We start from the raw sequence: 19950 nt of genomic DNA on the forward strand, positions 1-19950 counted from the left end.
CTAGGAGATCCGGCCCTCGGCCTCCAGGGTGACGCCGACGGCCTGGACCACGGCGGCGATCCGGATCGCGGCCTGGATCGTCTCCCGGTCCACGCCGGCCTTGCGCAGCACCTGCTCGTGCGAGTCCAGGCACTGGCCGCAGCCGTTGATCGCGGAGACCGCGAGGCACCACAGCTCGTAGTCGACCTTGTCCACGCCCGGGTTGCCGAGGACGTTCATCCGCAGCCCGGCCCGCAGCGTCCCGTACTCCTTGTCGGAGAGCAGGTGCAGGGTGCGGTAGTAGACGTTGTTCATCGCCATGATCGCGGCGGCGGACTTGGCGGCGGTGTACGCCTCCGGGCCCAGCTCCGCCTTGGCCTGCGGCTCCAGCTCGGCCAGCACCTGCGCGCTGCGCGAGGCGATCGCGCAGGCCAGCACCGTGCCCCAGAGCTGCTGCGGCGGGAGGTCGGAGTTGCCGATCACCGAGCCCAGGTTCAGCTTCAGGTCCTTGGCGTAGTCGGGCAGGGCGGCCTTGAGTTCGTCGAGTGCCATGTCGTCGGCCCCGTCACTCGCCCGCGAGCAGGGCGACCGGGTCGAGCGTGGTCTCGCCCTTGGTCCAGTTGCACGGGCACAGTTCGTCGGTCTGCAGCGCGTCGAGGACCCGGAGGACCTCCTTGGGGTTACGGCCGACGGACCCGGCGGTGACCATGGTGAACTGGATCTCGTTGTTGGGGTCCACGATGAACACGGCCCGCTGCGCGGTCCCGTCCTCGGCCTCGACGCCGCAGTCCCGCATCAGCTCGTGCTTGACGTCAGCCAGCATCGGGAAGGGCAGGTCGCGCAGGTCCTTGTGGTCCTTGCGCCAGGCGTGGTGCACGTACTCGGAGTCGCCGGAGACGCCCAGCACCTGCGCGTCGCGGTCGGCGAACTCCTCGTTCAGCTTGCCGAAGGCGGCGATCTCGGTGGGGCAGACAAAGGTGAAGTCCATCGGCCAGAAGAAGACGATCCGCCACTTGCCCTCGTAGGACTTGTGGTTGATCGGGGCGAACGCCTTGTCCGCGTCGAGGTCGACACAGGCGTTCAGGTCGTACGCGGGGAACTTGTCACCGATGGTGAGCACGTTCGCTCCTTCGTGGCTGAGGGTGAGGGTGTTACGTCCGGGTTGCGCAGGGTTCGCCTGCCCCCTGGACAAGATCCACGGTGACACAGCGCGCACTGATCAGGGAAATAGCTACACTCGAATCCGTTGATTGGAGCCAGCTATCAGTAAGACCCGCCTCCCCACCCTGTCCCAGCTCCGGGCCTTCGCCGCGGTGGCCGAGTACCGGCACTTCAGGGATGCCGCGGCGGCCATCGGGATGAGCCAGCCGGCGCTGTCCGGGGCGGTCGCCGCGCTGGAGGAGGGGCTGGGTGCCCAGCTGGTCGAGCGGACCACCCGGAAGGTCATCATCACCCCGCTGGGGGAGCGCGTGGCCGAACACGCGCGCGGCGTACTCGCCGGGCTGCACGCCCTCACCGACGAGGTGGAGGCCTCCCGCCGGCCCTTCACCGGCCCGCTGCACCTCGGCGTGATCCCCACCGTCGCCCCGTACCTGCTCCCGGTGGTGCTCCGGCTGGCCCGCGACAGCTACCCCGACCTGGAGCTCAACATCCACGAGGAGCGCACCCCGCAGCTGCTCGACGGCCTCGGCTCCGGTCGGCTGGACGTGCTGCTGCTGGCCCTCCCCGGCGGCCAGGGCATGGCCGACATCCCGCTCTACGACGAGGACTTCGTGCTGGTCACCCCGCCCGAGCACCCGCTCGCCGGGCGGACAGGCGTCCCCCGCGACGTGCTGCTCGACCTGGAGATCCTGCTGCTGGAGGAGGGCCACTGCCTCCGCGACCAGGCCCTCGACCTCTGCCGGGAGACCCCCGGCGGCACCCGGGCGGCCGGGCTGCCCACCCTGGTCCAGCTGGTGGCCGGCGGCCTCGGCGTCACCCTGCTCCCGGCCACCGCGCTGGACGTCGAGACCAGCCGCTCCCCGCAGCTCGCGGTCACCCGCTTCAGCACCCCGGCCCCCGGCCGCCGGATCGGCCTCACCCACCGCCCGGCCTCCGCCCGCACCCCCGAGTACCACCGCTTCGCCGCGGCGCTGCGCGCGGCGCTGGAGCCGCTGCCGGTGCGGCTAGTCTCGCCGTAGCGAGCAGGAGGTGGGTCACAGGTGTATGTGTCACGGGTACGGGTGGACGGCGTCCTCGGGTTCCACGGCGACCGCGCCGTCGACCTGGAACTGACCCGGCCGGACGGCAGCCACGCCGGCTGGACCGTCCTGGCCGGCCGCAACGGCTCCGGCAAGACCACGCTGCTGCGCGCCGTCGCCGTCGCGCTCAACGCCCCGGCCCAGGCCTACCCGCTGGCCCCCGACCTGCAGAGCTGGCAGTCGGCGGAGCCGGGGCGGATCGAGCTGACGGTCGCTCTGGACGAGACGGACGCGGACTACCTGCCGGGCGAGGCGTCCGGGGCGCGCTCGGTGGCCGTGGCCTGCGCCTGGAGCCCGGCCGAGGGGCGTGGTTCGGCCGAGGGACGGAGCCCGGCCGAGGGGCGCGGCCGCTCGGCCCGGGCACAGGTGCGGTGGTCCTGGACGCCGACGAGCGGGGCACCTGGGGCGCCGGGGCTCACCGAGTCGGACTGGGGCAACGCGTCCGCCGGTTTTCACGCCGGCTACGGACCGTTCCGCCGCCTCGCCCGCCGGTTCCAACCCGAGGTCACCGCGTTCACCACGCTGTTCGACGACGACGCGGCGCTCGCGGAGGGCATCCCCTGGCTGGTCGCCGAGCACCACCGCGGCCTGGAGGGCCGGCCCGGCGCGGCCGAGAACGTCGCCAACGTCCTGCGCTTCCTCGGGGACGGCCTGCTGCCGGACGGCATCGAGGTGCTGCGGGTCGACTCGGAGGGGCTCTGGGTCGAGCAGGACGGCCGGGAGTTCTCGCTGAACGAGCTGAGCGGCGGCCACCGCACGGCGGTGGCGCTGGTGCTGAACCTGCTCTGGGAGAGCTCGCTCCGGGGCATGGAGCCCGAGCTGGACCGGCGCAACGGACTGATCGTCATGCCGTACCCGGGGATCGTCCTGATCGACGAGGTCGACGCCCATCTGCACGTCACCTGGCAGCAGCGCCTGGGCGGCTGGCTGAAGGCCCACTTCCCCGAGGTGCAGTTCATCGTCACCACCCACAGCCCCTACATCTGCCAGGCGGCGGACCCCGGCGGCCTGATCCGGCTCGGCGCCGCGGGGGACGGCACCGCGCCGGAGGTGGTCTCCGAGGAGCTGTACCAGCGGGTGGTCTACGGCAGCGGCGACGACGCGGTGCTGTCCGAGCTGTTCGGGCTGGAGAGCCCCTACTCGGCCGAGGCGCAGGCGGGCCGGCGCCGGATCGGGGACCTGGAGGGGCGGGTGCTGCAGGGCGACGCGACCACCGCCGAGCTCGCCGAGTACGAGGCGCTGAGCCAGAAGCTCACCAGCTCGCTCAGTGCCCGGGTGGACGAGGTGGCCGCGCGACTGGCGCGATCCGAGTGATCCCGCTGCAACGGCCCGGCCTGGACCAGGCGGTGCAGCGCCGGCTCGCGGCCCGGACGGCCGCGCTGGCCCGCGGCGGCGCCACCACCGCGCGGGCCCGGCAGGAGTGGTCCAACGCGGCGACGGTGCGACGGCAGCTCCGGGCCGCGCTGGAGGGGATGGCACCCGGCGTCCAGCGCTGCATGTACTGCGGTGACAGCCAGGGCTCCTCGATCGACCACTTCGAACCGCTGGCGCGCAGCCCGCTCAAGGCCTTCGCCTGGGTGAACCACCTGCTGGCCTGCACCCACTGCAACAGCAACCACAAGCGGGACCGCTTCCCGGTGGATCCCGACGGCCACTGCCTGCTGGTCGACCCGACCAGCGAGGATCCGGCCGATCACCTGCTGCTGGTGCTCAGCACGGGGGAGTACCGGGCCCGAACGGCCAAGGGGGAGGCGACCATTGACGTCTTCGGCCTCTACCGTCCGGAGCTGGAGCGCGGACGCGCCGCGGCCTTCGTCCGCTGCCGGTCGATGCTCCGCGACCTGCACGGCCTGACCGGTCCCGGGGCCGAGCCGGGGGACGCCGCGGAGGCCCGCGCGGTCGCGGCCTCGCTCGGCGTCCAGCCGTTCGCGGACGTGCTGCACGCGATGCGGGCGATCATGGGTTCGCCGGGGGCGGCGATCGTCATCGGCCGACGGGAGTTGGAGAGCCTGCGCAGGCTTTCCGGCCGTCCCGGTTAGGGTGCGGGCATGAGCAACCTGGAGACCGAGCCGCAGGCGCGGGTGTGCGGCGGGCGGGAAGACGTGTCGGCGCAGCCGGTGCGGGAGCTGCTGACGCCGAAGCTGGTGCCGCTCGGCAGCAGCACCGTGGTCCGCCGGCTGCTGCCGAACCTGGGCCGGCGGATGGTCGGCGCCTGGTGCTTCGTCGACCACTACGGCCCCGACGACATCCAGCAGTCGCCCGGGATGCAGGTCGCCCCGCACCCGCACACCGGCCTGCAGACCGTGAGCTGGCTGCACGACGGCGAGGTCACCCACCGCGACAGCCTCGGCAGCCTGGCCACCGTCCGGCCGCGTGAGCTGGGCCTGATGACGGCGGGCCAGGCCATCTCGCATGCCGAGCAGTCACCGCTGGAGCACGGGCCCCGACTGCACGGCGCGCAGCTCTGGGTCGCGCTCCCCGACGCGCACCGACACACCGAGCCGCACTTCGAACACCACCCGGCGCTCCCCGAGGTCACCGCGTCCGGCGTGCACGCCACCGTGATCATGGGCGAGCTGGACGGCGCCCGCTCCCCGGGGCAGACCTACAGCCCGCTGGTCGGCGCCGACCTCAGCCTCGCCGCCGGCTCCTCGGCCCGGCTGCCGCTGGACCCCGACTTCGAGTACGCGGTGCTGTCCATGTCCGGCGCGGCCGAGGTGGACGGCGTACCGGTCGAGCGCGGCTCGATGCTCTACCTGGGCTGCGGCCGCCACGACCTGCCGCTGCGCGCGGCGGTGGACAGCAGCCTGCTGCTGCTCGGCGGCGAGCCCTTCGAGGAGAAGATCGTGATGTGGTGGAACTTCGTCGCCCGCACCGGCGAGGAGATCACCGAGGCCCGCGCGGACTGGATGAACGGCGACCGTTTCGGCACCGTGCGCGGCTACGACGGTGCGCCGATCCCCGCGCCGGCGCTGCCTCCCGTGCCGCTGAAGCCCCGGGGACGCGAGCGCTGAGCTGCGTGCTGGAACGAAGGCGGTGGGGGCTCAGTCCTGGCCGAGCATCAGGGTGAGGACGGACAGGGCGTGGGCCCGGTCGCCCGGGGGCACGTCGGCGGCTCGGGCTGACAGTCGGGCTGCGACGTCGTCGTAGGCGGAGGCGCAGATCTGTTGGCCCTGGTCGGTCAGGGCGATGCGGCTGGCTCGGCGGTCCGCCGGGTCGGGTTGGCGTTCGACCAGGCCCTGCCGGGCGACGCGGTCGACCAGGCCGGTGATGCTGGACTTGTCCAGGTGCAGTTGCCGGCTGAGGGCAGTCATCCCGGTGGGGCCGTCGAGCAGGGCGCACATCAGCTGGGCCTGCTGCTGGGTGAGGCCGTAGCCGCGGGCGACCTCGGTCAGCTCGTGCAGCACGACGTTCGACATCCGCAGCAGGGTCGCGGTGAAGTCGGTGCCCGGCCGGGGCGCGCTGCGGTCTGTGGTGGTCATCATGTCCTCCTCCCGGAATGGTAGTTGACGATCGGCCGTACTCCCAACTACTTTGGTTTGTAGTACGCATAGTCGTTACTACAAACTAAATGGGGGATCCATGAGTCCGACTGTCGTGGTGATCGGTGGCGGGTATGGCGGCGCCACTGTGGCCAAGGCCCTGGACCAGGTGGCTGAGGTGGTGCTGGTCGAGCAGCGGGACGCCTTCTTCCACAACGTCGCCGCGCTGCGTGGGGTGGTCGACCCGCAGTGGGCCGACCGGATGTTCCTGCCCTATGACGCGCTGCTGTCCCGCGGTCGCGTGGTGCACGCCCGGGCGGAACGGGTGGAGCCCGATGCCGTGTTCCTGGCCTCGGGGGAGCGGATCGAGGCCGACTTCCTGGTGCTGGCGACCGGCTCCAACTACCCCTTCCCGGCCGGGATCGACCTCCTGGACGCAGCGTCGGCCAGGTCCAGGCTGGACGGGACGCGCGAGGCGCTGGCGGCGGCCGGCTCGGTGCTGCTGCTGGGCGCCGGCCCGGTGGGGCTGGAGTTCGCCGGGGAGATCAGGGCGGCATGGCCGGACAAGCGCATTACCGTGGTCGACCCGCGCGAGGACGTCCTCGGCGGCGACCTGCCGCAGGAACTGCGCGTCGAGATGCGCCGTCAGCTGGCCGAGGCGGGGGTCGACCTCGTCCTCGGCACCAGGCTGACGCGGGAGCCGCCGAGCGCGCCCGGGCAGGCCGAGACCTTCACCGCGGTCCTGGATTCGGGGGCGGAGCTGAAGGCCGACATCTGGTTCCGCTGCTACGGCAGCGCTCCGGTCACCGGGTTTCTGGGGTCGGGGCTGTCCGCGGCGCGGCAGCCGAGCGGGCTGCTTGAAGTGCTGCCCACGCTGCAACTGCCGGGACACGAGCGCGTGTTCGCGCTCGGTGACGTCACCGCGATCGCGGAGGCGAAGAAGGCCAAGGCCGCCGAGGACCACGCCCAGGTGGTCGCGGCCAACATCAGCACCCTGATCGCGGGCGGCGGCGGCGAGCTTGTCGCGTACCGGCCGGGCGGCCCGATGATGGCGCTGTCCTTCGGGCCCTCCGGCGGCGCCGGGTACACGCCCGCCACGGGTCTGCTGGGTCCGGCGATGGTCGCCCGCGCCAAGAGCGGCGACCTGCGGACCGCGGTCTACGAGGAACTGTTCGGTCTGAGCCCGGCCGCCGCCCCTGCCCAGGACGGGTAGCAGGTAGCGGGTAGCAGTCAGCGGGGGGCCTATGCCCCTGGTGTGCCGCCCAGCGATCGCCACACCAGCGCGGCGGTGCGTTCCGGCCAGCCCTCGGGCACCGGGTCGCCGGCCAGTGCCCGGCCGTACCAGCTGCCGGTGCACAGGCTCACGGCGATGGTCAGGTCCGCGTCCGCATCGATCAGTCCGCGGTCCCGGGCGGTTTCCAGGATGGTCGTGATCCTGCGGCGGCGGGGCTGGATGATCTTTTCCCGGTAGGCCTGCAGGACCTCGGGCTCGGTGGTCTCCTGGAGCATCGTGCCGACCAGGGACAGGCGTCCGGGCTTGGAGATTCCACGCTGGAAGTCCGCCAACTCGGCGACGAGTGCCCGAAAGGGGTCCCGTTCCTGCTTCCGCGCCTGCTCCTGCGTCTGCGGGGCGCTGGTCGCGTCGTCCATGGCGGCCACGGCGTCGCCGGCCAGCGCGGCCTTGTTCGCCCAGCGCCGGTACAGCGCCTGGCGGGTCGTGCCGGCTTCCTCGGCCACGGCCGCCAGCGACATGCCCTCGTAGCCGAGGGTGGACAGCTGGCGCTTGGCCGCCGCGAGGATCCGGGCGTCGATGGCGGCGTCCCGGGACCGGCCTTGACCGCTCGTGGCGGCTCCGACCTGCGGATCCTTTTTCTGGTGCACTCCTGGATGGTAACAATTCAATGCAATCCTGTATCGTATTGAAAATAGGGCACATGGACCCCTGAAGGGCACCTCATGATCACCGAATACATCCGCTACCGAATCCCGGCCAAGACCGAGGTCGAGGCAGGGGCCGAATCCGGACCCGAGGCGTTCGAGGCGGCGTACGCCCGGGCGGCGGCCTCGCTGGCGGCAGCGCCCCAGTGTGTCGAGTACGAACTGACGCGCTGCGTGGACGAGCCGGAGCACTACGTCCTGCGCATCGTGTGGACCTCGGCGGCCGACCACACCGCCGGGTTCCGCGGCGGCCCGCACTTCCGCGCGTTCTTCGCCGCGATCAAGCCGTATGTCTCCGACATCGAGGAGATGCGCCACTACGCGCACACCGCGGTGCGCGGGCCGGGCGGCTCCACGCCGACCTTGTACGAGTGGCTCGGCGGCGCCGAGGCGCTGGAACGCCTGACGACCGTCTTCTACGCCCACGTCCTGGCCGACGACCTGGTCGGCCCGCTGTTCGCGCGGATGGATCCGGCGCACCCGCGGCATGTCGCGATCTGGCTGGGCGAGGTGTTCGGCGGGCCGGACCGCTACACCCAGGAGCGCGGCGGCTACCGCCACATGGTCACCCGGCATCTGGGCAAGGCCATCACCGAGGCCCAACGCCGCCGCTGGGCCGGCCTGCTGCTGGACGCGGCCGACGAAGCCGGCCTTCCCGCCGACCCCGAGTTCAGGGCGGTCTTCGCCGGCTACATCGAATGGGGCACCCGGCTGGCCCTGGCCAACTCCCAGCCCGGCGCCACCCCCAACACCGACTCCCCGGTCCCGCGCTGGGGCTGGGGCGTCACCCCGCCTTACCACCACGCTCCGACCCAGGACGCCGGATGAATCCTCAGCCGGTGTCCGGGCATTCCTCGGCGAAGCCCGGTGCGACCGGCCTCCACACGCCCTGGTCCTGACGCACATCCAACCGGTCCGCCGCCCTGACGGCCTCGATCAGTTGCTCGGTCGCCAGGGGGACGGCCGCCATGAAAATCCGGCCCAGATGGTGGCAGTGGATCGCCACGCCGGGGCGTTCCGAGAACGGTTCGTCGGCGACGGCCAGCAGATCGGGGAGCCTCCAGCCCAGTGGCCCGGCCAGCCGGCTGAGCCGGAACCACCGGTGTTCGTCGGGCCGGTCGAAGGTCAACGCGCCGTAGATCGTGCTCAGCGCCAGGCCGAGGAACGGCAGCTCGCGGGGCCCGAAACCGCGGTTGCGCAGCAGCCCGGCCAGGACGGCGGCAAAGGGGCCGGCGTCCGGCCGGGCGAGCGGCACCCTCGATGCAGCGGAAGGCGGTGAGGTGTCCTGGCCGCCGCGTGGCAAGGCTTCGACAAAGCTCTCCAAGGCAGCCAGCTGCGCGTGATCGCAGTAGCTGGCGCGGTAGGCCAACTCCTTCAGGACCCGGGCATCGCGCTCCGGCGGGAGCAGCTCAGCCGGAACCGGCTGCCCCGCGACGACCAGCAGATCGGAGGTGAGGATGCCGAGCCGCTCCGAGAGGTCGGCCAAGTGCTGCGGAGCGGTGTCAGCACCCTTCGCTGTCAGGTCTCTGAGAATGTCAGCGCGTTCCACGCGGCCACTGTAGGCGGCAACCGAACCTGAGGGCCCAGCAGTCGCCGTCATGGCCGCTCCTGGGCCTTGACCAGGCCGTCCCAGCTCCAGCGGGGGGTGGGGCCCGGTTCGCCGAGGTCCTCGCCGACCGGGGCGGTGGAGACGTCGCGGGCGATGCGGGTGCCCCAGTCGAAGTACTCGACCACGCGGCGGCGCAGCAGTTCGTCGTCGGGGAGTTCCTGGTCGACCGCGTCGGTCATCAGCTCCATCCAGCGCAGGCGCTGCTCCTCGGTGATCGACAGTCCCAAGTGGGCCCGCAGCAGCGCCTGGTGGCCGCCGAGCTGCTCGGTGAAGTGTTCCGGGCCGCCGAAGACCTCGGCGAGCCAGACGGCGACGTGCTCCACGTGGGCCGTGGTGAAGTCGGCGAAGACCGGTGCGAGCAACGGGTCGGCCAAGACCCCCTGGTAGAACGTGCTGCTCAGCCGGCGCAGGGCCTCGACTCCGCCGACGGCCTCGATCAGGGGCTGGGAACGGTCGCTCATGCTGCTCCTCCGGTGGTTGGTGCCAGGGTCCGCTGTCGGTAGTTGTCGGCGCGTCCATCCTGCCGTGTCCGTAGGCGAGGAGCGTTCCTTCGTTGAATGCCGGGTGTTCACTGGATCCGGGCTCGGCGTTCACCGCTGACCGGCAGGTTCATGAGGGTGACGACCTCAGGACTCCTTTCTCGTAGACGCATCCGGGTGGCTCTCGCGCTCAGTGCCGCGGTCGCCCTCGCGGGCACCGGCACCGCTGTGGCCCAAGGCGCCGGCTGGCTGTCGGCGCCCACGCACGACTTCGGCGTGTCCGCCGACTCCTTCTCCGGCCATGGCACGGTGACCGGCAGTGTTCTGCGCAACGACCACGGCGCGACCGCGGTGGTGCGGAACACCAACCCGGCCGACGGCACGGTGAAGGTCAATCCGGACGGCACGTTCACCTACACGCCGCAGGCCGGCTTCAAGGGCACGGACACCTTCACCTATACTGCGACCGACGCCGTGCAGCTGTTCCGGGACGCCTCGGCCAACGGGTCTCCGCTGCCGTCGCTCGGCACGGTGGCCGGCCCGAACGGCAGCACCACCTCGATCTCCGGCGAGGGTTTCGGCTCGTCACTGGCTCCCGTGCCGGGCGAGGCGGGCTGGTTCTACGGGCTGACCGACCGCGGTCCCAACGCCGACGACCCGGTCGGCAACAAGTCCGAGCCGCTGCCCGACTTCACGCCGCAGATCGGCGAGTTCAAGCTGGTCAAGGGTAAGGCCGAGCTGCAGAAGACGGTCACCCTGAAGGGGCCGAAGGCCGTCAAGGGCCCGGCCGGCAGCTACGGGCAGCCCTACAGCGGACGTCCCCCGCTGGCGCCCGACACCAAGGAGACCATCGACAGCGTCGCCGCCAGCCACGGCACGGTGGGCGTGCCGATCCCCAACGACCCGGACGGCTACGACCCCGAGGGCCTGGTGGCGCTGCCGGACGGAACGTTCTGGGTGTCGGACGAGTACGGCCCTTACGTCACGCACTTCGACGCCAAGGGTTACGAGCTCGGCCGGCTCACTCCCGACCGGACCAGCCCGAACAACGCGTTCCACACCATCGTCGGTTATCTGCCGGCCGAACTCGCCTCCCGGGCCAACAACAAGGGTATGGAGGGCCTGACGGTCACCCCGGACGGCTCGACCCTGGTCGGCGCGATGCAGGCCGCGCTGCAGCTGCCGGACCTGGGTAGCACCAAGTACTCCAAGGTCGCCGCCACCCGCATCATCACCATCAACCTGCACACGCTGCAGACCAAGCAGTACCTCTACCTGCTGGACAACCCGGCCAGCACCGGTGACGCCAACAGCGAGATCACTGCTCTCTCCAACACCAAGTTCCTGGTGGACGAGCGCGACGGCAACTTCGAGCCGTTCGCGGGCAAGACGCTCTACGAGGTGGACCTCAACGGCGCCACCGACGTCAGCGGCCTGACCATCGGCGGCAAGTCGCCGGAGGCCCTGATCGGGACGGACACCACCAACGCCGCGCTCGCCGCGCTCACGGCGGCGGGCGTCCAGGTGGCGCAGAAGCAGCCGTACCTCCAGGTCGGCACGCTGGTGAGCCAGCTCGACCCGACCGGCAAGCTGTTCGGCCACGACAAGGTCGAGGGGGTCGCCACCACGGACGCGGGCCGGACGCTCTACCTCTCCAACGATGACGACTTCGGCATCGACTACATCGGCGACAACGGTGACAGCAGCCCCACCGCCGACCCGGACGGGACCTGGGGGGTGCACCAGAAGACCCTGCCCGCCACCGGTGAGCAGGACCAGGGGGAGATCCTCAAGGTCGACACCACCAAGCTGCCGGCCGTCCTCAAGACCGTCACCGTGACGATCCACGTGCGCTGACGCCGCCCTCCACGGTCTCGGGCCTGTCCCAGAGCTGGGATTAGCGCCCGAGCAGAAAGCAGCCCCCGAACACATGGCTCGGGGGCTGCTTGCCGGGGTGGGTGGGGTCAGGCCAGCGGGGTGTAGTGGGACGCGTCGCCCTTGACCGAGCGGCTGGTGCCGCCGTCGATGCCGACCGGGATGTCGCCGGCGACAGTGACCCGGTTCAGCCGGCGCGGCTGGTCGTCGTAGTTGTCGACGGCGTAGTGCTGGGTGATCCGGTTGTCGAAGAGCACCAGCTGGTTCGGGGCCCAGCGCCAGCGCAGCACGTTCTCCGGGCGGGTCACATAGGACTGGAGCAGCCGCAGGATGTCCCGGGACTCGCCGCCGGACAGGCCGACGATGCGCTGCGCGAAGCCGCCGATGTAGAGGCCGCGCTCGCCGGTGAGCGGGTGCACCCGCACCACGGGGTGCTCGGTCTCGTAGGTGGTCGAGGTGAACACCGCGCGGCGCCGCTGCGTCTCCTCGTCGAGGGACTCCGGCGGCACGGCGTAGTCGTAGTCGTTGGTGTGCACAGCCCGCAGCGTGTCCGCGAAGGCCCGCAGCGGGGCGGGCAGATCGCGGTACGCCGCAGCGGAGTTGGCGATCAGCGTCTCGCCGCCGTAGGGCGGGATGACGATGCTGCGCAGGGTGCTGAGCTGCGGGGGGTTGAGGACGAAGGTGACGTCGGTGTGCCACTGGTTCGCCCGGCCGTCCTCGCTGTCCACCGGGAGCACGTTCGGGGCGCCCGGCTGCGAGGGGACGGTCGGGTGGGCGGTGGTGAGCGGGCCGAAGCTGCGGGCGAAGCGCTCCTGCCCGGCGTCGTCGAGGTCCACGTCGCGGAAGACCAGGGCCTTGTGCTCATTGACGGCGGCCCGCAGCGCGGCGACCGTGGCCGGGTCGAGTTCCCGGTTCAGGTCGACGCCGGTGACCTCGGCGCCGATGCGCGCGGTGACCTTGCGGACGGTGATCGCGGCGCTGGTGTGGGCGCCAGCGGCGGTGTCGGTGGTGGTGGTGTCGGTGGTGGTGACGGTCATGACGGTTCCTCCTCAGTGGGTTCGTGCGTCCAGCGGGGTCGGCGTGCCCAGGTTGCGGTAGGCGGTCATCAGGCACCCACCAGCGCCGAGGGGAGCCGGGTCAGGGCGGACCGGGTCGAGGCGAACTGGTTGGCGGGCCGGGGCAGGCCGTAGTGCTCGCGCAGGGTCCGGCCGGTGTAGTCGGTGCGGAACAGACCGCGCTCCTGCAGGATCGGCACCACCCGCTGCACGAACACCTCAAGCCCCGAGGGCAGCACGGCGGGCATGATGTTGAATCCGTCCGCCGCCCCGTTCCGGAACCAGTGCTCGATGGTGTCCGCGACCTGGACCGGTGTTCCGGCGAAGGTCCGGTGACCGCGGCCGCCGCCGAGCCGGCCGATCAGTTGACGGACCGTCAAGTGCTCCCGCCGGGCCAGTTCCACCACCAGGGTGTACCGGCTCTTGGAGCCCTCGATCTCGTCCTCGTGCGGCAGGTCCTGCGGCAGTTCCTGGTCCAGGGCGAACCGGTCGGGGTCCAGCCCCAGCAGGGTGGCGAGTTGGAGCTTGGCGTACTCCGGCTGGATCAGCCGGTCCAGCTCCGCGTCCAGTTCCCGGGCCTCGGCCTCGGTGTCGCCGATCACCGGCACGATGCCCGGCAGGATCTTCACCCCGTCCGGGCCCCGGCCGGCCGCCGCGGCCCGCCGTTTGACGTCGGCGTAGAACGCCTGCCCCTCCTCGAACGTCGGCTGGGCGGTGAACACCGCCTCGGCGTAGCGGGCCGCGAAGTCCTTGCCGTCCTCGCTGGATCCGGCCTGCACCAGCAGCGGGTGCGCCTGCGGCGAGCGCGGCACGTTCAGCGGACCGTCCACCTGGAAGTGCTTGCCGGCATGGCCGAACCGGTGCACCCGGTCCGCCTCGGCGTGCACCCCGCGGTCCTTGTCGGCGACGATCGCGTCGTCCTCCCAGCTGTCCCAGAGCTTGGTGGACACCTGGATGAACTCGGCGGCCCGCTCGTAGCGGTCGGCGTGGGCGGGCTGGGCGTCGAGGCCGAAGTTGCGGGCCGCGGCGTCGCCGGCCGTGGTGACGATGTTCCAGCCGGCCCGGCCGCCGGAGACATGGTCGAGCGAGGCGAACCGCCGGGCCAGGTTGTAGGGCTCGTTGTAGCTGGTGGACGCGGTGGCGATCAGCCCGATCCGGCTGGTCACGGCGGCCAGCGCGGTCAGCAGGACGGTCGGCTCCAGCCGTCCGCTGGGACGTCGGCCCGGGTCGCCCCAGAGCGCGGGGCTGTCCGCCAGGAACAGCGAGTCGAACTTGGCGTCCTCGGCGATCCGGGCCAGCCGTTGGTGGTAGGCCACGTCGATGTGCGCCAGCGGCTCGGACTCGGGCAGCCGCCAGGACGCCTCGTGATGGCCGGTGTCGTGGATGAACAGATTGAAGTGCAGACGGCGATCGGTGCTGCTCATGCTTCGTCGGCTCCAGGGAGGAGGTCGTCCGGGTGCGGGGCGGGGCGGAGCGAGTGGTAGCGGCCGTCGTGGTAGACCAGCGGCCGGTGCAGGTCGGCGAGCCAGGAGGCTTCGACCCGGGCGATGACGATGCGGTGGTCGCCCGCGGTCACCAGGTCCTCGATCCGGACCTGCAGCCACCCCGGCGCCTGGTCCAGCACCGGCTCGCCGCCGGGCAGCCGGCTCCAACGGGTCGGCCCGCCGAAGCGGTCGATCCCACTGGTGGCGAACTGCCGGGCCAGCGGCTCCTGTTCGGCGCCGAGGAAGTTCACCACGGCGGTTTCGGCATCACGGATGTGGGGCCAGCTCGACGCGGTCGAGGCGATGCCGAAGGACACCAGCGGGGGCTCCAGCGACAGCGAGGCGAGGGAGGTCGCGGTGAATCCGGCAGGACCGCGACCGGCGTCGGTGGTGATCACCACCACGCCCGCCGGGTGCCTGCGGAACACCTCTTTGAACCGGTCGGGCGCGAACCGGTCGGACGCGACCGGACCAGGTGCGACCGGACCGGGTGCGGCGGTCAGGGTGTCGGCCATCAGTTCTCCTTCACGTCGCAGGGGGAGGGGGAGGGGGAGGGGCAGGCCGAGGCGTCCGAGAGCGGCACCGATCCCGGGCAGGGGTTTCGGGCACGCCGTCGGACAGCGATCAAGGTGGCGGCGGGGCGTCACAAGGCCCGATCACGGGCCGGGCAGAGTCGTCTCAGGCGAGGGTGAGCCGACAGCGTCGGCTACATCGCGGTGCACCGAGGCAGGCGCAACGCACCTGCTCGTCAAGGTGCCGCATCGATCTCATACCAGAAGGCTAGCCAGGCTCCACCGGGGACGGCAATGTTTGTCTCCGCCCTGGAAGAAACTCGGGTGCGCCGGCCCGATCCAGGGGCGTTGAGGCGGAAAGCGCTCTCTGCACAAGGGAACTGACCAGCCGTCATCTCATATTGGTCCAGACCCTTGACGTAAGGATTGGTCTGTACCAAAGTCAATGGCAGGTACCTGCTCAAGTATGTGCGCATGCGCTCTCGTCCCCTCAACCCCCACTCCGGGAGGACGCTCCATGCAACGTTCCCGACGTCTCGGTATGGCTGCCGCCACCTGCGCGGCAGCCCTGCTCGGGTTGTCCGCGTCCCTGATCGGCACTGCCGCAGGGGCAGCGACACCCGCCACCAACACCACCGGGGCCGCCGCGACCAGCGGCGGCCTCAAGATCGGCTACTTCGACCAGTGGTCGATCTACGCCAATGCCTTCTATCCCAAGAACCTCAACACCGAGGGCATCGCGAGCAAGCTCAACTACCTGATCTACGACTTCGAGAACATCGACCCGTCGACGCACAAGTGTTTCGAGGCCAACTCCGCCGCCTCCCAGGACGAGACCAACCCCAACGCCGGCGACGGCGCGGGCGACTCCTTCGCCGACTACGGCAAGTCCTACGGCTCGGACATCAGCGTCGACGGCACCGCGGACGCCTACAACATGCCGATCGTGGGCAACTTCCACCAGCTGCAGGAACTCAAGGCCAAGAACCCCAACCTCAAGATCCTGCTCTCGATCGGCGGCTGGACCTACTCCAAGTACTTCTCGGACGCGGCCGCGACCGACGCCTCCCGCAAGGCTCTGGTCTCCTCCTGCATCGACATGTTCATCAAGGGCAATCTGCCCTCGCAGAACGGCTACGGCGGCGCGGGCACCGGCAAGGGCATCTTCGACGGCTTCGACATCGACTGGGAGTACCCGGGCGGCGGCGGCCACACCGGCAACCACTCCAGCACCGCCGACAAGGCGAACTTCACCGCGCTGCTCGCCGAGTTCCGCAGCGAGCTCAACACCCAGGGCACGGCGGACGGCAAGACCTACGCGCTGAGCGCCGCGCTGCCGGCCGGCCAGGACAAGATCAAGAACGTCGAGACCAACAACATCGGCCAGTACCTGACCTTCGGCGATGCCATGACCTATGACATGCACGGGGGTTGGGAGACCACCGGTCCCACCAACCACCAGGCGCCGATCTACTCCGGGCCCAGCGATCCGATGACCCCGATCGCCCCCGGCACCGGCAAGTACTCGATCGACGCGGCGGTGAAGGCGTACACCGTCGGTGATTCGCAGTACGGCATCCCAGGCGGCTTCCCAGCAGGGAAACTGACGCTGGGCATCCCCTTCTACTACCGCGGCTGGACCGGGGTGGCGGCCGGTGCCAACCACGGGCTGTTCCAGCCCGCCAGCGGCCCGGCGACAGGGGCTGCGGACTCCGGCAATGTGGCCGGCATCCGGATGTACAAGGAACTCGGCGGCGTGGTCGACAACGCGGCCGACACCTTCTGGGATCCGACCGCCCAGGCGGCGTACTTCTACGACGGAACCACCTTCTGGAGCGGTGAGGACGCCCGTTCGATCCAGGCCACGACCGACTACCTGCACTGCAACGGCCTCGGCGGAACGATGATGTTCTCGATGTACGACCTGGACCCGGCGGCCACGCTGTTCAACACCACGGTGACCGACACCAACGGCTCCGCCGCCAGCTGCGCGGCACCGCCGACCACGGCTCCGCCCACCACCGCGCCCCCGACGACGGCACCCCCGACCACTGCCCCGCCGACCACGGCTCCGCCCACCACGGCTCCGCCCACGACGGCTCCGCCCACCACCGCCCCGCCGACCACGGCTCCGCCCACCACCCAGCCTCCCGGCTCCGGCGCGGTCGTCAACGGCGGCTTCGAGACCGGTTCGCTCGCCCCTTGGACCTGCGCCGCGGCAGGCAACGCCACGGTCCAGAGCAGCCCGGTCCACTCCGGCAGCCACGCGCTGACGGCCACCCCCACCTCCAGTGACACCGCGCAGTGCCAGCAGGTGCTCACCCTGAAGGCCAACACCGCCTACACCCTGACCGGCTGGGTCCAGGGCAGCTACGTCTACCTCGGCGTCAGCGGCGGGGCCACCGCGAGCACCTGGGCCAGCCCCGGTGCCAGCTGGCAGAAGCTCACGGTTCCGTTCACCACCGGCTCGTCCGGCACCGTGACCCTCTACCTGCACGGCTGGTACGGACAGGGGGTCTACTCGGCCGACGACATCGCCGTCGCCTGAGTCGCCCGAGGTCACAGCCTGACGCTCGATGAGGCAAAAGAGCGGGTGTCGGTCGAAGGAGGCACACTATCCTTCGACCGACACCCGTCTGCCTGCCTGCACGATAAGGACCGAGCCCGTGACAACGCCGCCTCCCTGGAACGGGCCGAACCCGCAGCAGCCCTCCGGCTGGGACAAGCCCACCCCGCCGCCGGCCCCGCAGTACCCGCCGCAGTCCGGCTGGGACCCGCAGACCGCGCCGCAGACCCCGCCGCCGATGCCGCACTACGCGCCGCCGACGCCCCCGCCCGGCATGTACGGGACCCCGGGGCAGCCGGGCATGTCCGGCATGCAGCCGATGCTGCAGCTGCCCGCCGAGACCCTGGTCACCATCGGCGACATCATCTGCACCCAGCACGAGGTGATCACCCCCAGCGGGCGCCGTCCGATCGGCCAGGTGAACTGGTCGTTCACCGACCTCTCGCGGACCACCAAGGCCATTCCCACCTGGGCGATCGTCTGCGCGATCGTGTTCTTCTTCGTCTGCTTCCTCGGCCTGCTGTTCCTGCTGGCCAAGGAGGAGCGCACCGAGGGCAGCGTCCAGGTCGTGGTGCAGGGGCCCGGGCTGCTGCACCAGCTCCAGGTCCCGGTGTACTCGGTGATGCAGGTGCAGGACTACAACGCCCGGGTCGGCTACGCCCGCTCGCTGACCGCGGCGGCCGCAGGCATGTGAGAAACCCGGTGGACCCGGGGGCCGGTCCGCCGGTGGATCCGGTCCCAGGCCCGACGGGCCCGGGCCCCGGTCCGACAGGCTCGCTCAGGGCCGGGTCATCCGCAGCACGTCGAGGGCCTGGTCCAGCTGCTCCTCGGTCAGCTTCCCCTGCTCGACGCAGCCCCGTTCCAGCACCACCTGGCGGATCGTCTTCCGCTCCGCCACCGCCTGCTTGGCGACCTTCGCGGCCTCCTCGTAGCCGAGGTAGCGGTTCAGCGGGGTCACCACCGAGGGCGAGGACTCGGCGTACTCGCGCAGCCGCTCCACGTTGGCGGTGATCCCGTCCACGGTGCGGTCGGCCAGCAGTCGGGCGACGTTGCCGAGCAGCCGGATCGACTCCAGCAGGTTGCGGGCGATCACCGGCAGCATCACATTGAGCTCGAAGTTGCCGGCCGCGCCCGCCATCGCCACCGTGGCGTCGTTGCCGACCACCTGGGCGGCGACCATCACCACGGCCTCCGGGATCACCGGGTTGACCTTCCCCGGCATGATCGAGGAGCCCGGCTGCAGGTCGGGCAGATTGATCTCGCCGAGGCCGGTCCGCGGCCCGGAGCCCATCCAGCGCAGATCATTGGCGATCTTGGTGAAGCCGACCGCGACGGTCCTGAGCTGACCGCTCAGCTCGACCAGGCCGTCCCGCGCGCCCTGCGCCTCGAAGTGGTTCCTGGCCTCGGTCAGCGGCAGCCCGGTCGCCCGCGCCACCTCCTCGATCACGGCGGCGGAGAAGCCCGCCGGGGTGTTGATCCCGGTCCCCACCGCGGTCCCGCCCAGCGGCAGCTCCGCCACCCGCGGCAAGGTCGCCCGCAGCCGCTCCACCCCGTACCTGACCTGCGCCGCGTAGCCGCCGAACTCCTGGCCGAGGGTGACCGGGGTGGCGTCCATCAGATGGGTCCGGCCCGATTTCACCACCTCGGCGAACTCGACGGCCTTCCGCTCCAGCGCCTCCGCGAGGTGCTCCAGCGCCGGGACCAGGTCACGGGTGACGGCCGCGGTGGCCGCGATGTGGATCGAGCTGGGGAACACGTCGTTGGACGACTGGCTCGCGTTCACATGGTCATTGGGGTGGACCGGCGCGCCCAGCCGCTCGCTCGCGAGGGCGGCGATCACCTCGTTGGCGTTCATATTGGACGAGGTCCCGGAGCCGGTCTGGAACACGTCGATCGGGAACTCCCGGTCCCAGCGCCCCTCGGCCACCTCGTCCGCGGCCTCGGCGACGGCCTTCGCCATCGCCCCGTCCAGCACCCCGAGCCCGGCGTTCACCCGGGCGGCGGCCGCCTTGATCCGCGCCAGCGCCTCGATGTGCGCCCGCTCCAGCCGCTGACCCGAGATCGGGAAGTTCTCCACCGCCCGCTGGGTCTGCGCCCCCCACTTGGCGTCCACCGGGACGCGCACCTCACCCATCGAGTCGTGCTCGATGCGGTACTCACTGCCGTGCTGCTCACCCATGTCCATGACCTCCACCTACCCACAGCGGCGGAGGCCCCACAGCTGTTCCCGCCTACGACACCCGAACGGGGGCGGCTCTACGGTTGGGAGAACCTGCGGGCTCTCGGGCCGGCGATGAACGGGGAGCGGCCATGGAACTGATCAGCTTGCGCGACAAGGGCGACCTGATCGGCGGACCCTACGTCGTGAACGTGTACCTGCACCGCCTCTGACGCAGAAGACCCCGCTCACGGGTGCCTCCGCTCTGCGTCAGTTGGTACGGCGGCTCGTTCTTCCTCGGCCGAGTGAACCGCTGTGATGTGTCGATGCCACATGACTCGAACGTCCGTGCGACGCGAGTAGTCGGCGGTCAACATCGCTGCCTGCTCCTGCTCGGCCAGCCTCAGGCACTCTGCGCAGTCCTCTTCCCTGGCGATCACTTCTCTGCCTCGCAGTCCCCGCAACGCTGCGTGCGTGCCAGGAGGATTGCCGACTTGCCGCATCCCGCGCACGTCTCCTCCCGCGCGGTACAGAGCCAACCGCCCATGCCTTACGCTCCCTCGCGCTTGTGCC

Annotated in this window: 19 protein-coding genes; 9 read left to right on the forward strand and 10 right to left on the reverse strand. The window is 71.0% G+C overall.

The genetic code is table 11. From position 1 onward, the window contains the following. Both ACXKR8_RS31395 and ACXKR8_RS31400 read right to left on the reverse strand, forming a co-directional pair. Nucleotides 1-531, reverse strand: a complete 531-nt coding sequence (locus ACXKR8_RS31395; RefSeq protein ID WP_458267940.1) for an alkyl hydroperoxide reductase — start codon at nt 529-531, stop codon at nt 1-3. 13 nt (nt 532-544) lie between these two features. After that, complete coding sequence (locus ACXKR8_RS31400; RefSeq protein WP_458267941.1) at nt 545-1099, reverse strand: peroxiredoxin; 555 nt, start codon at nt 1097-1099, stop codon at nt 545-547. 130 nt (nt 1100-1229) lie between these two features. Between ACXKR8_RS31400 and ACXKR8_RS31405 the strand changes: the two genes are divergently transcribed. The 4 genes from ACXKR8_RS31405 to ACXKR8_RS31420 are packed head-to-tail and all read left to right on the forward strand — an operon-like array spanning nt 1230 to nt 5233. Continuing rightward, nucleotides 1230-2159, forward strand: coding sequence for a LysR substrate-binding domain-containing protein (locus ACXKR8_RS31405; RefSeq protein ID WP_458267942.1), 930 nt, complete (start codon nt 1230-1232; stop codon nt 2157-2159). Between the two features lie 21 nt (nt 2160-2180). Further along, a complete protein-coding gene (locus tag ACXKR8_RS31410; RefSeq protein WP_458267943.1) occupies nt 2181-3533 on the forward strand; it encodes an AAA family ATPase in 1353 nt (450 codons plus the stop codon). Further along, nucleotides 3530-4258: an HNH endonuclease family protein gene (locus ACXKR8_RS31415; RefSeq protein WP_458267944.1), complete on the forward strand. Its 729-nt coding sequence runs from the start codon at nt 3530-3532 to the stop codon at nt 4256-4258. Before ACXKR8_RS31410 ends, ACXKR8_RS31415 begins: the two co-directional genes overlap by 4 nt. A 9-nt stretch (nt 4259-4267) precedes the next feature. Continuing rightward, complete coding sequence (locus ACXKR8_RS31420) at nt 4268-5233, forward strand: pirin family protein (protein WP_458267945.1); 966 nt, start codon at nt 4268-4270, stop codon at nt 5231-5233. A 30-nt stretch (nt 5234-5263) separates the two neighbouring features. Here the strand turns inward: ACXKR8_RS31420 and ACXKR8_RS31425 are convergent, their stop codons facing one another. Beyond that, nucleotides 5264-5701 (reverse strand): MarR family winged helix-turn-helix transcriptional regulator, encoded by a 438-nt coding sequence (locus ACXKR8_RS31425; protein WP_458267946.1) that lies wholly within the window; start codon nt 5699-5701, stop codon nt 5264-5266. Nucleotides 5702-5801: 100 nt separating this feature from the next. Between ACXKR8_RS31425 and ACXKR8_RS31430 the strand changes: the two genes are divergently transcribed. Further along, nucleotides 5802-6914, forward strand: a complete 1113-nt coding sequence (locus tag ACXKR8_RS31430; RefSeq protein WP_458267947.1) for an FAD-dependent oxidoreductase — start codon at nt 5802-5804, stop codon at nt 6912-6914. Nucleotides 6915-6943: 29 nt separating this feature from the next. Here ACXKR8_RS31430 and ACXKR8_RS31435 read toward each other — a convergent pair whose 3' ends face one another. Beyond that, nucleotides 6944-7582 (reverse strand): TetR/AcrR family transcriptional regulator, encoded by a 639-nt coding sequence (locus ACXKR8_RS31435; protein ID WP_458267948.1) that lies wholly within the window; start codon nt 7580-7582, stop codon nt 6944-6946. Nucleotides 7583-7657: 75 nt separating this feature from the next. Between ACXKR8_RS31435 and ACXKR8_RS31440 the strand changes: the two genes are divergently transcribed. Beyond that, complete coding sequence (locus tag ACXKR8_RS31440; protein WP_458267949.1) at nt 7658-8467, forward strand: group II truncated hemoglobin; 810 nt, start codon at nt 7658-7660, stop codon at nt 8465-8467. A 4-nt stretch (nt 8468-8471) separates the two neighbouring features. On the opposite strand, the gene ACXKR8_RS31445 is transcribed toward ACXKR8_RS31440, so the two are convergent. Both ACXKR8_RS31445 and ACXKR8_RS31450 read right to left on the reverse strand, forming a co-directional pair. Further along, nucleotides 8472-9188 carry a hypothetical protein gene (locus ACXKR8_RS31445; protein ID WP_458267950.1) on the reverse strand — a complete coding sequence of 239 codons (717 nt, stop codon included), beginning with the start codon at nt 9186-9188 and terminating at the stop codon, nt 8472-8474. Between the two features lie 47 nt (nt 9189-9235). Beyond that, a complete protein-coding gene (locus ACXKR8_RS31450) occupies nt 9236-9709 on the reverse strand; it encodes a group II truncated hemoglobin (protein ID WP_458267951.1) in 474 nt (157 codons plus the stop codon). Between the two features lie 195 nt (nt 9710-9904). Here ACXKR8_RS31450 and ACXKR8_RS31455 point away from each other — a divergent pair, with 195 nt between their 5' ends. Further along, nucleotides 9905-11584, forward strand: coding sequence for an esterase-like activity of phytase family protein (locus ACXKR8_RS31455; protein WP_458267952.1), 1680 nt, complete (start codon nt 9905-9907; stop codon nt 11582-11584). Between the two features lie 107 nt (nt 11585-11691). Here the strand turns inward: ACXKR8_RS31455 and ACXKR8_RS31460 are convergent, their stop codons facing one another. The 3 genes from ACXKR8_RS31460 to ACXKR8_RS31470 all read right to left on the reverse strand — a co-directional run bounded on the left by ACXKR8_RS31460 (nt 11692) and on the right by ACXKR8_RS31470 (nt 14656). Next, nucleotides 11692-12639: a TauD/TfdA dioxygenase family protein gene (locus tag ACXKR8_RS31460; protein WP_458267953.1), complete on the reverse strand. Its 948-nt coding sequence runs from the start codon at nt 12637-12639 to the stop codon at nt 11692-11694. A 68-nt stretch (nt 12640-12707) separates the two neighbouring features. Continuing rightward, complete coding sequence (locus tag ACXKR8_RS31465; protein ID WP_458267954.1) at nt 12708-14081, reverse strand: LLM class flavin-dependent oxidoreductase; 1374 nt, start codon at nt 14079-14081, stop codon at nt 12708-12710. Further along, nucleotides 14078-14656, reverse strand: coding sequence for a flavin reductase family protein (locus tag ACXKR8_RS31470; RefSeq protein ID WP_458267955.1), 579 nt, complete (start codon nt 14654-14656; stop codon nt 14078-14080). The genes ACXKR8_RS31465 and ACXKR8_RS31470 overlap by 4 nt, the downstream gene beginning before the upstream one ends. Nucleotides 14657-15170: 514 nt before the next feature. Here ACXKR8_RS31470 and ACXKR8_RS31475 point away from each other — a divergent pair. Together ACXKR8_RS31475 and ACXKR8_RS31480 are read left to right on the forward strand one after the other, a co-directional pair. Next, on the forward strand, nt 15171-17201 hold the full coding sequence (locus ACXKR8_RS31475; RefSeq protein WP_458267956.1) for a glycosyl hydrolase family 18 protein: 2031 nt from the start codon (nt 15171-15173) through the stop codon (nt 17199-17201). A 118-nt stretch (nt 17202-17319) separates the two neighbouring features. Then, complete coding sequence (locus tag ACXKR8_RS31480; protein ID WP_458267957.1) at nt 17320-17913, forward strand: hypothetical protein; 594 nt, start codon at nt 17320-17322, stop codon at nt 17911-17913. An 84-nt stretch (nt 17914-17997) separates the two neighbouring features. Here ACXKR8_RS31480 and ACXKR8_RS31485 read toward each other — a convergent pair whose 3' ends face one another. Then, complete coding sequence (locus ACXKR8_RS31485) at nt 17998-19398, reverse strand: class II fumarate hydratase (RefSeq protein ID WP_458267958.1); 1401 nt, start codon at nt 19396-19398, stop codon at nt 17998-18000. Nucleotides 19399-19950: the final 552 nt, after the last annotated feature.

It is taken from the genome of Streptacidiphilus sp. PAMC 29251 (assembly GCF_054208735.2).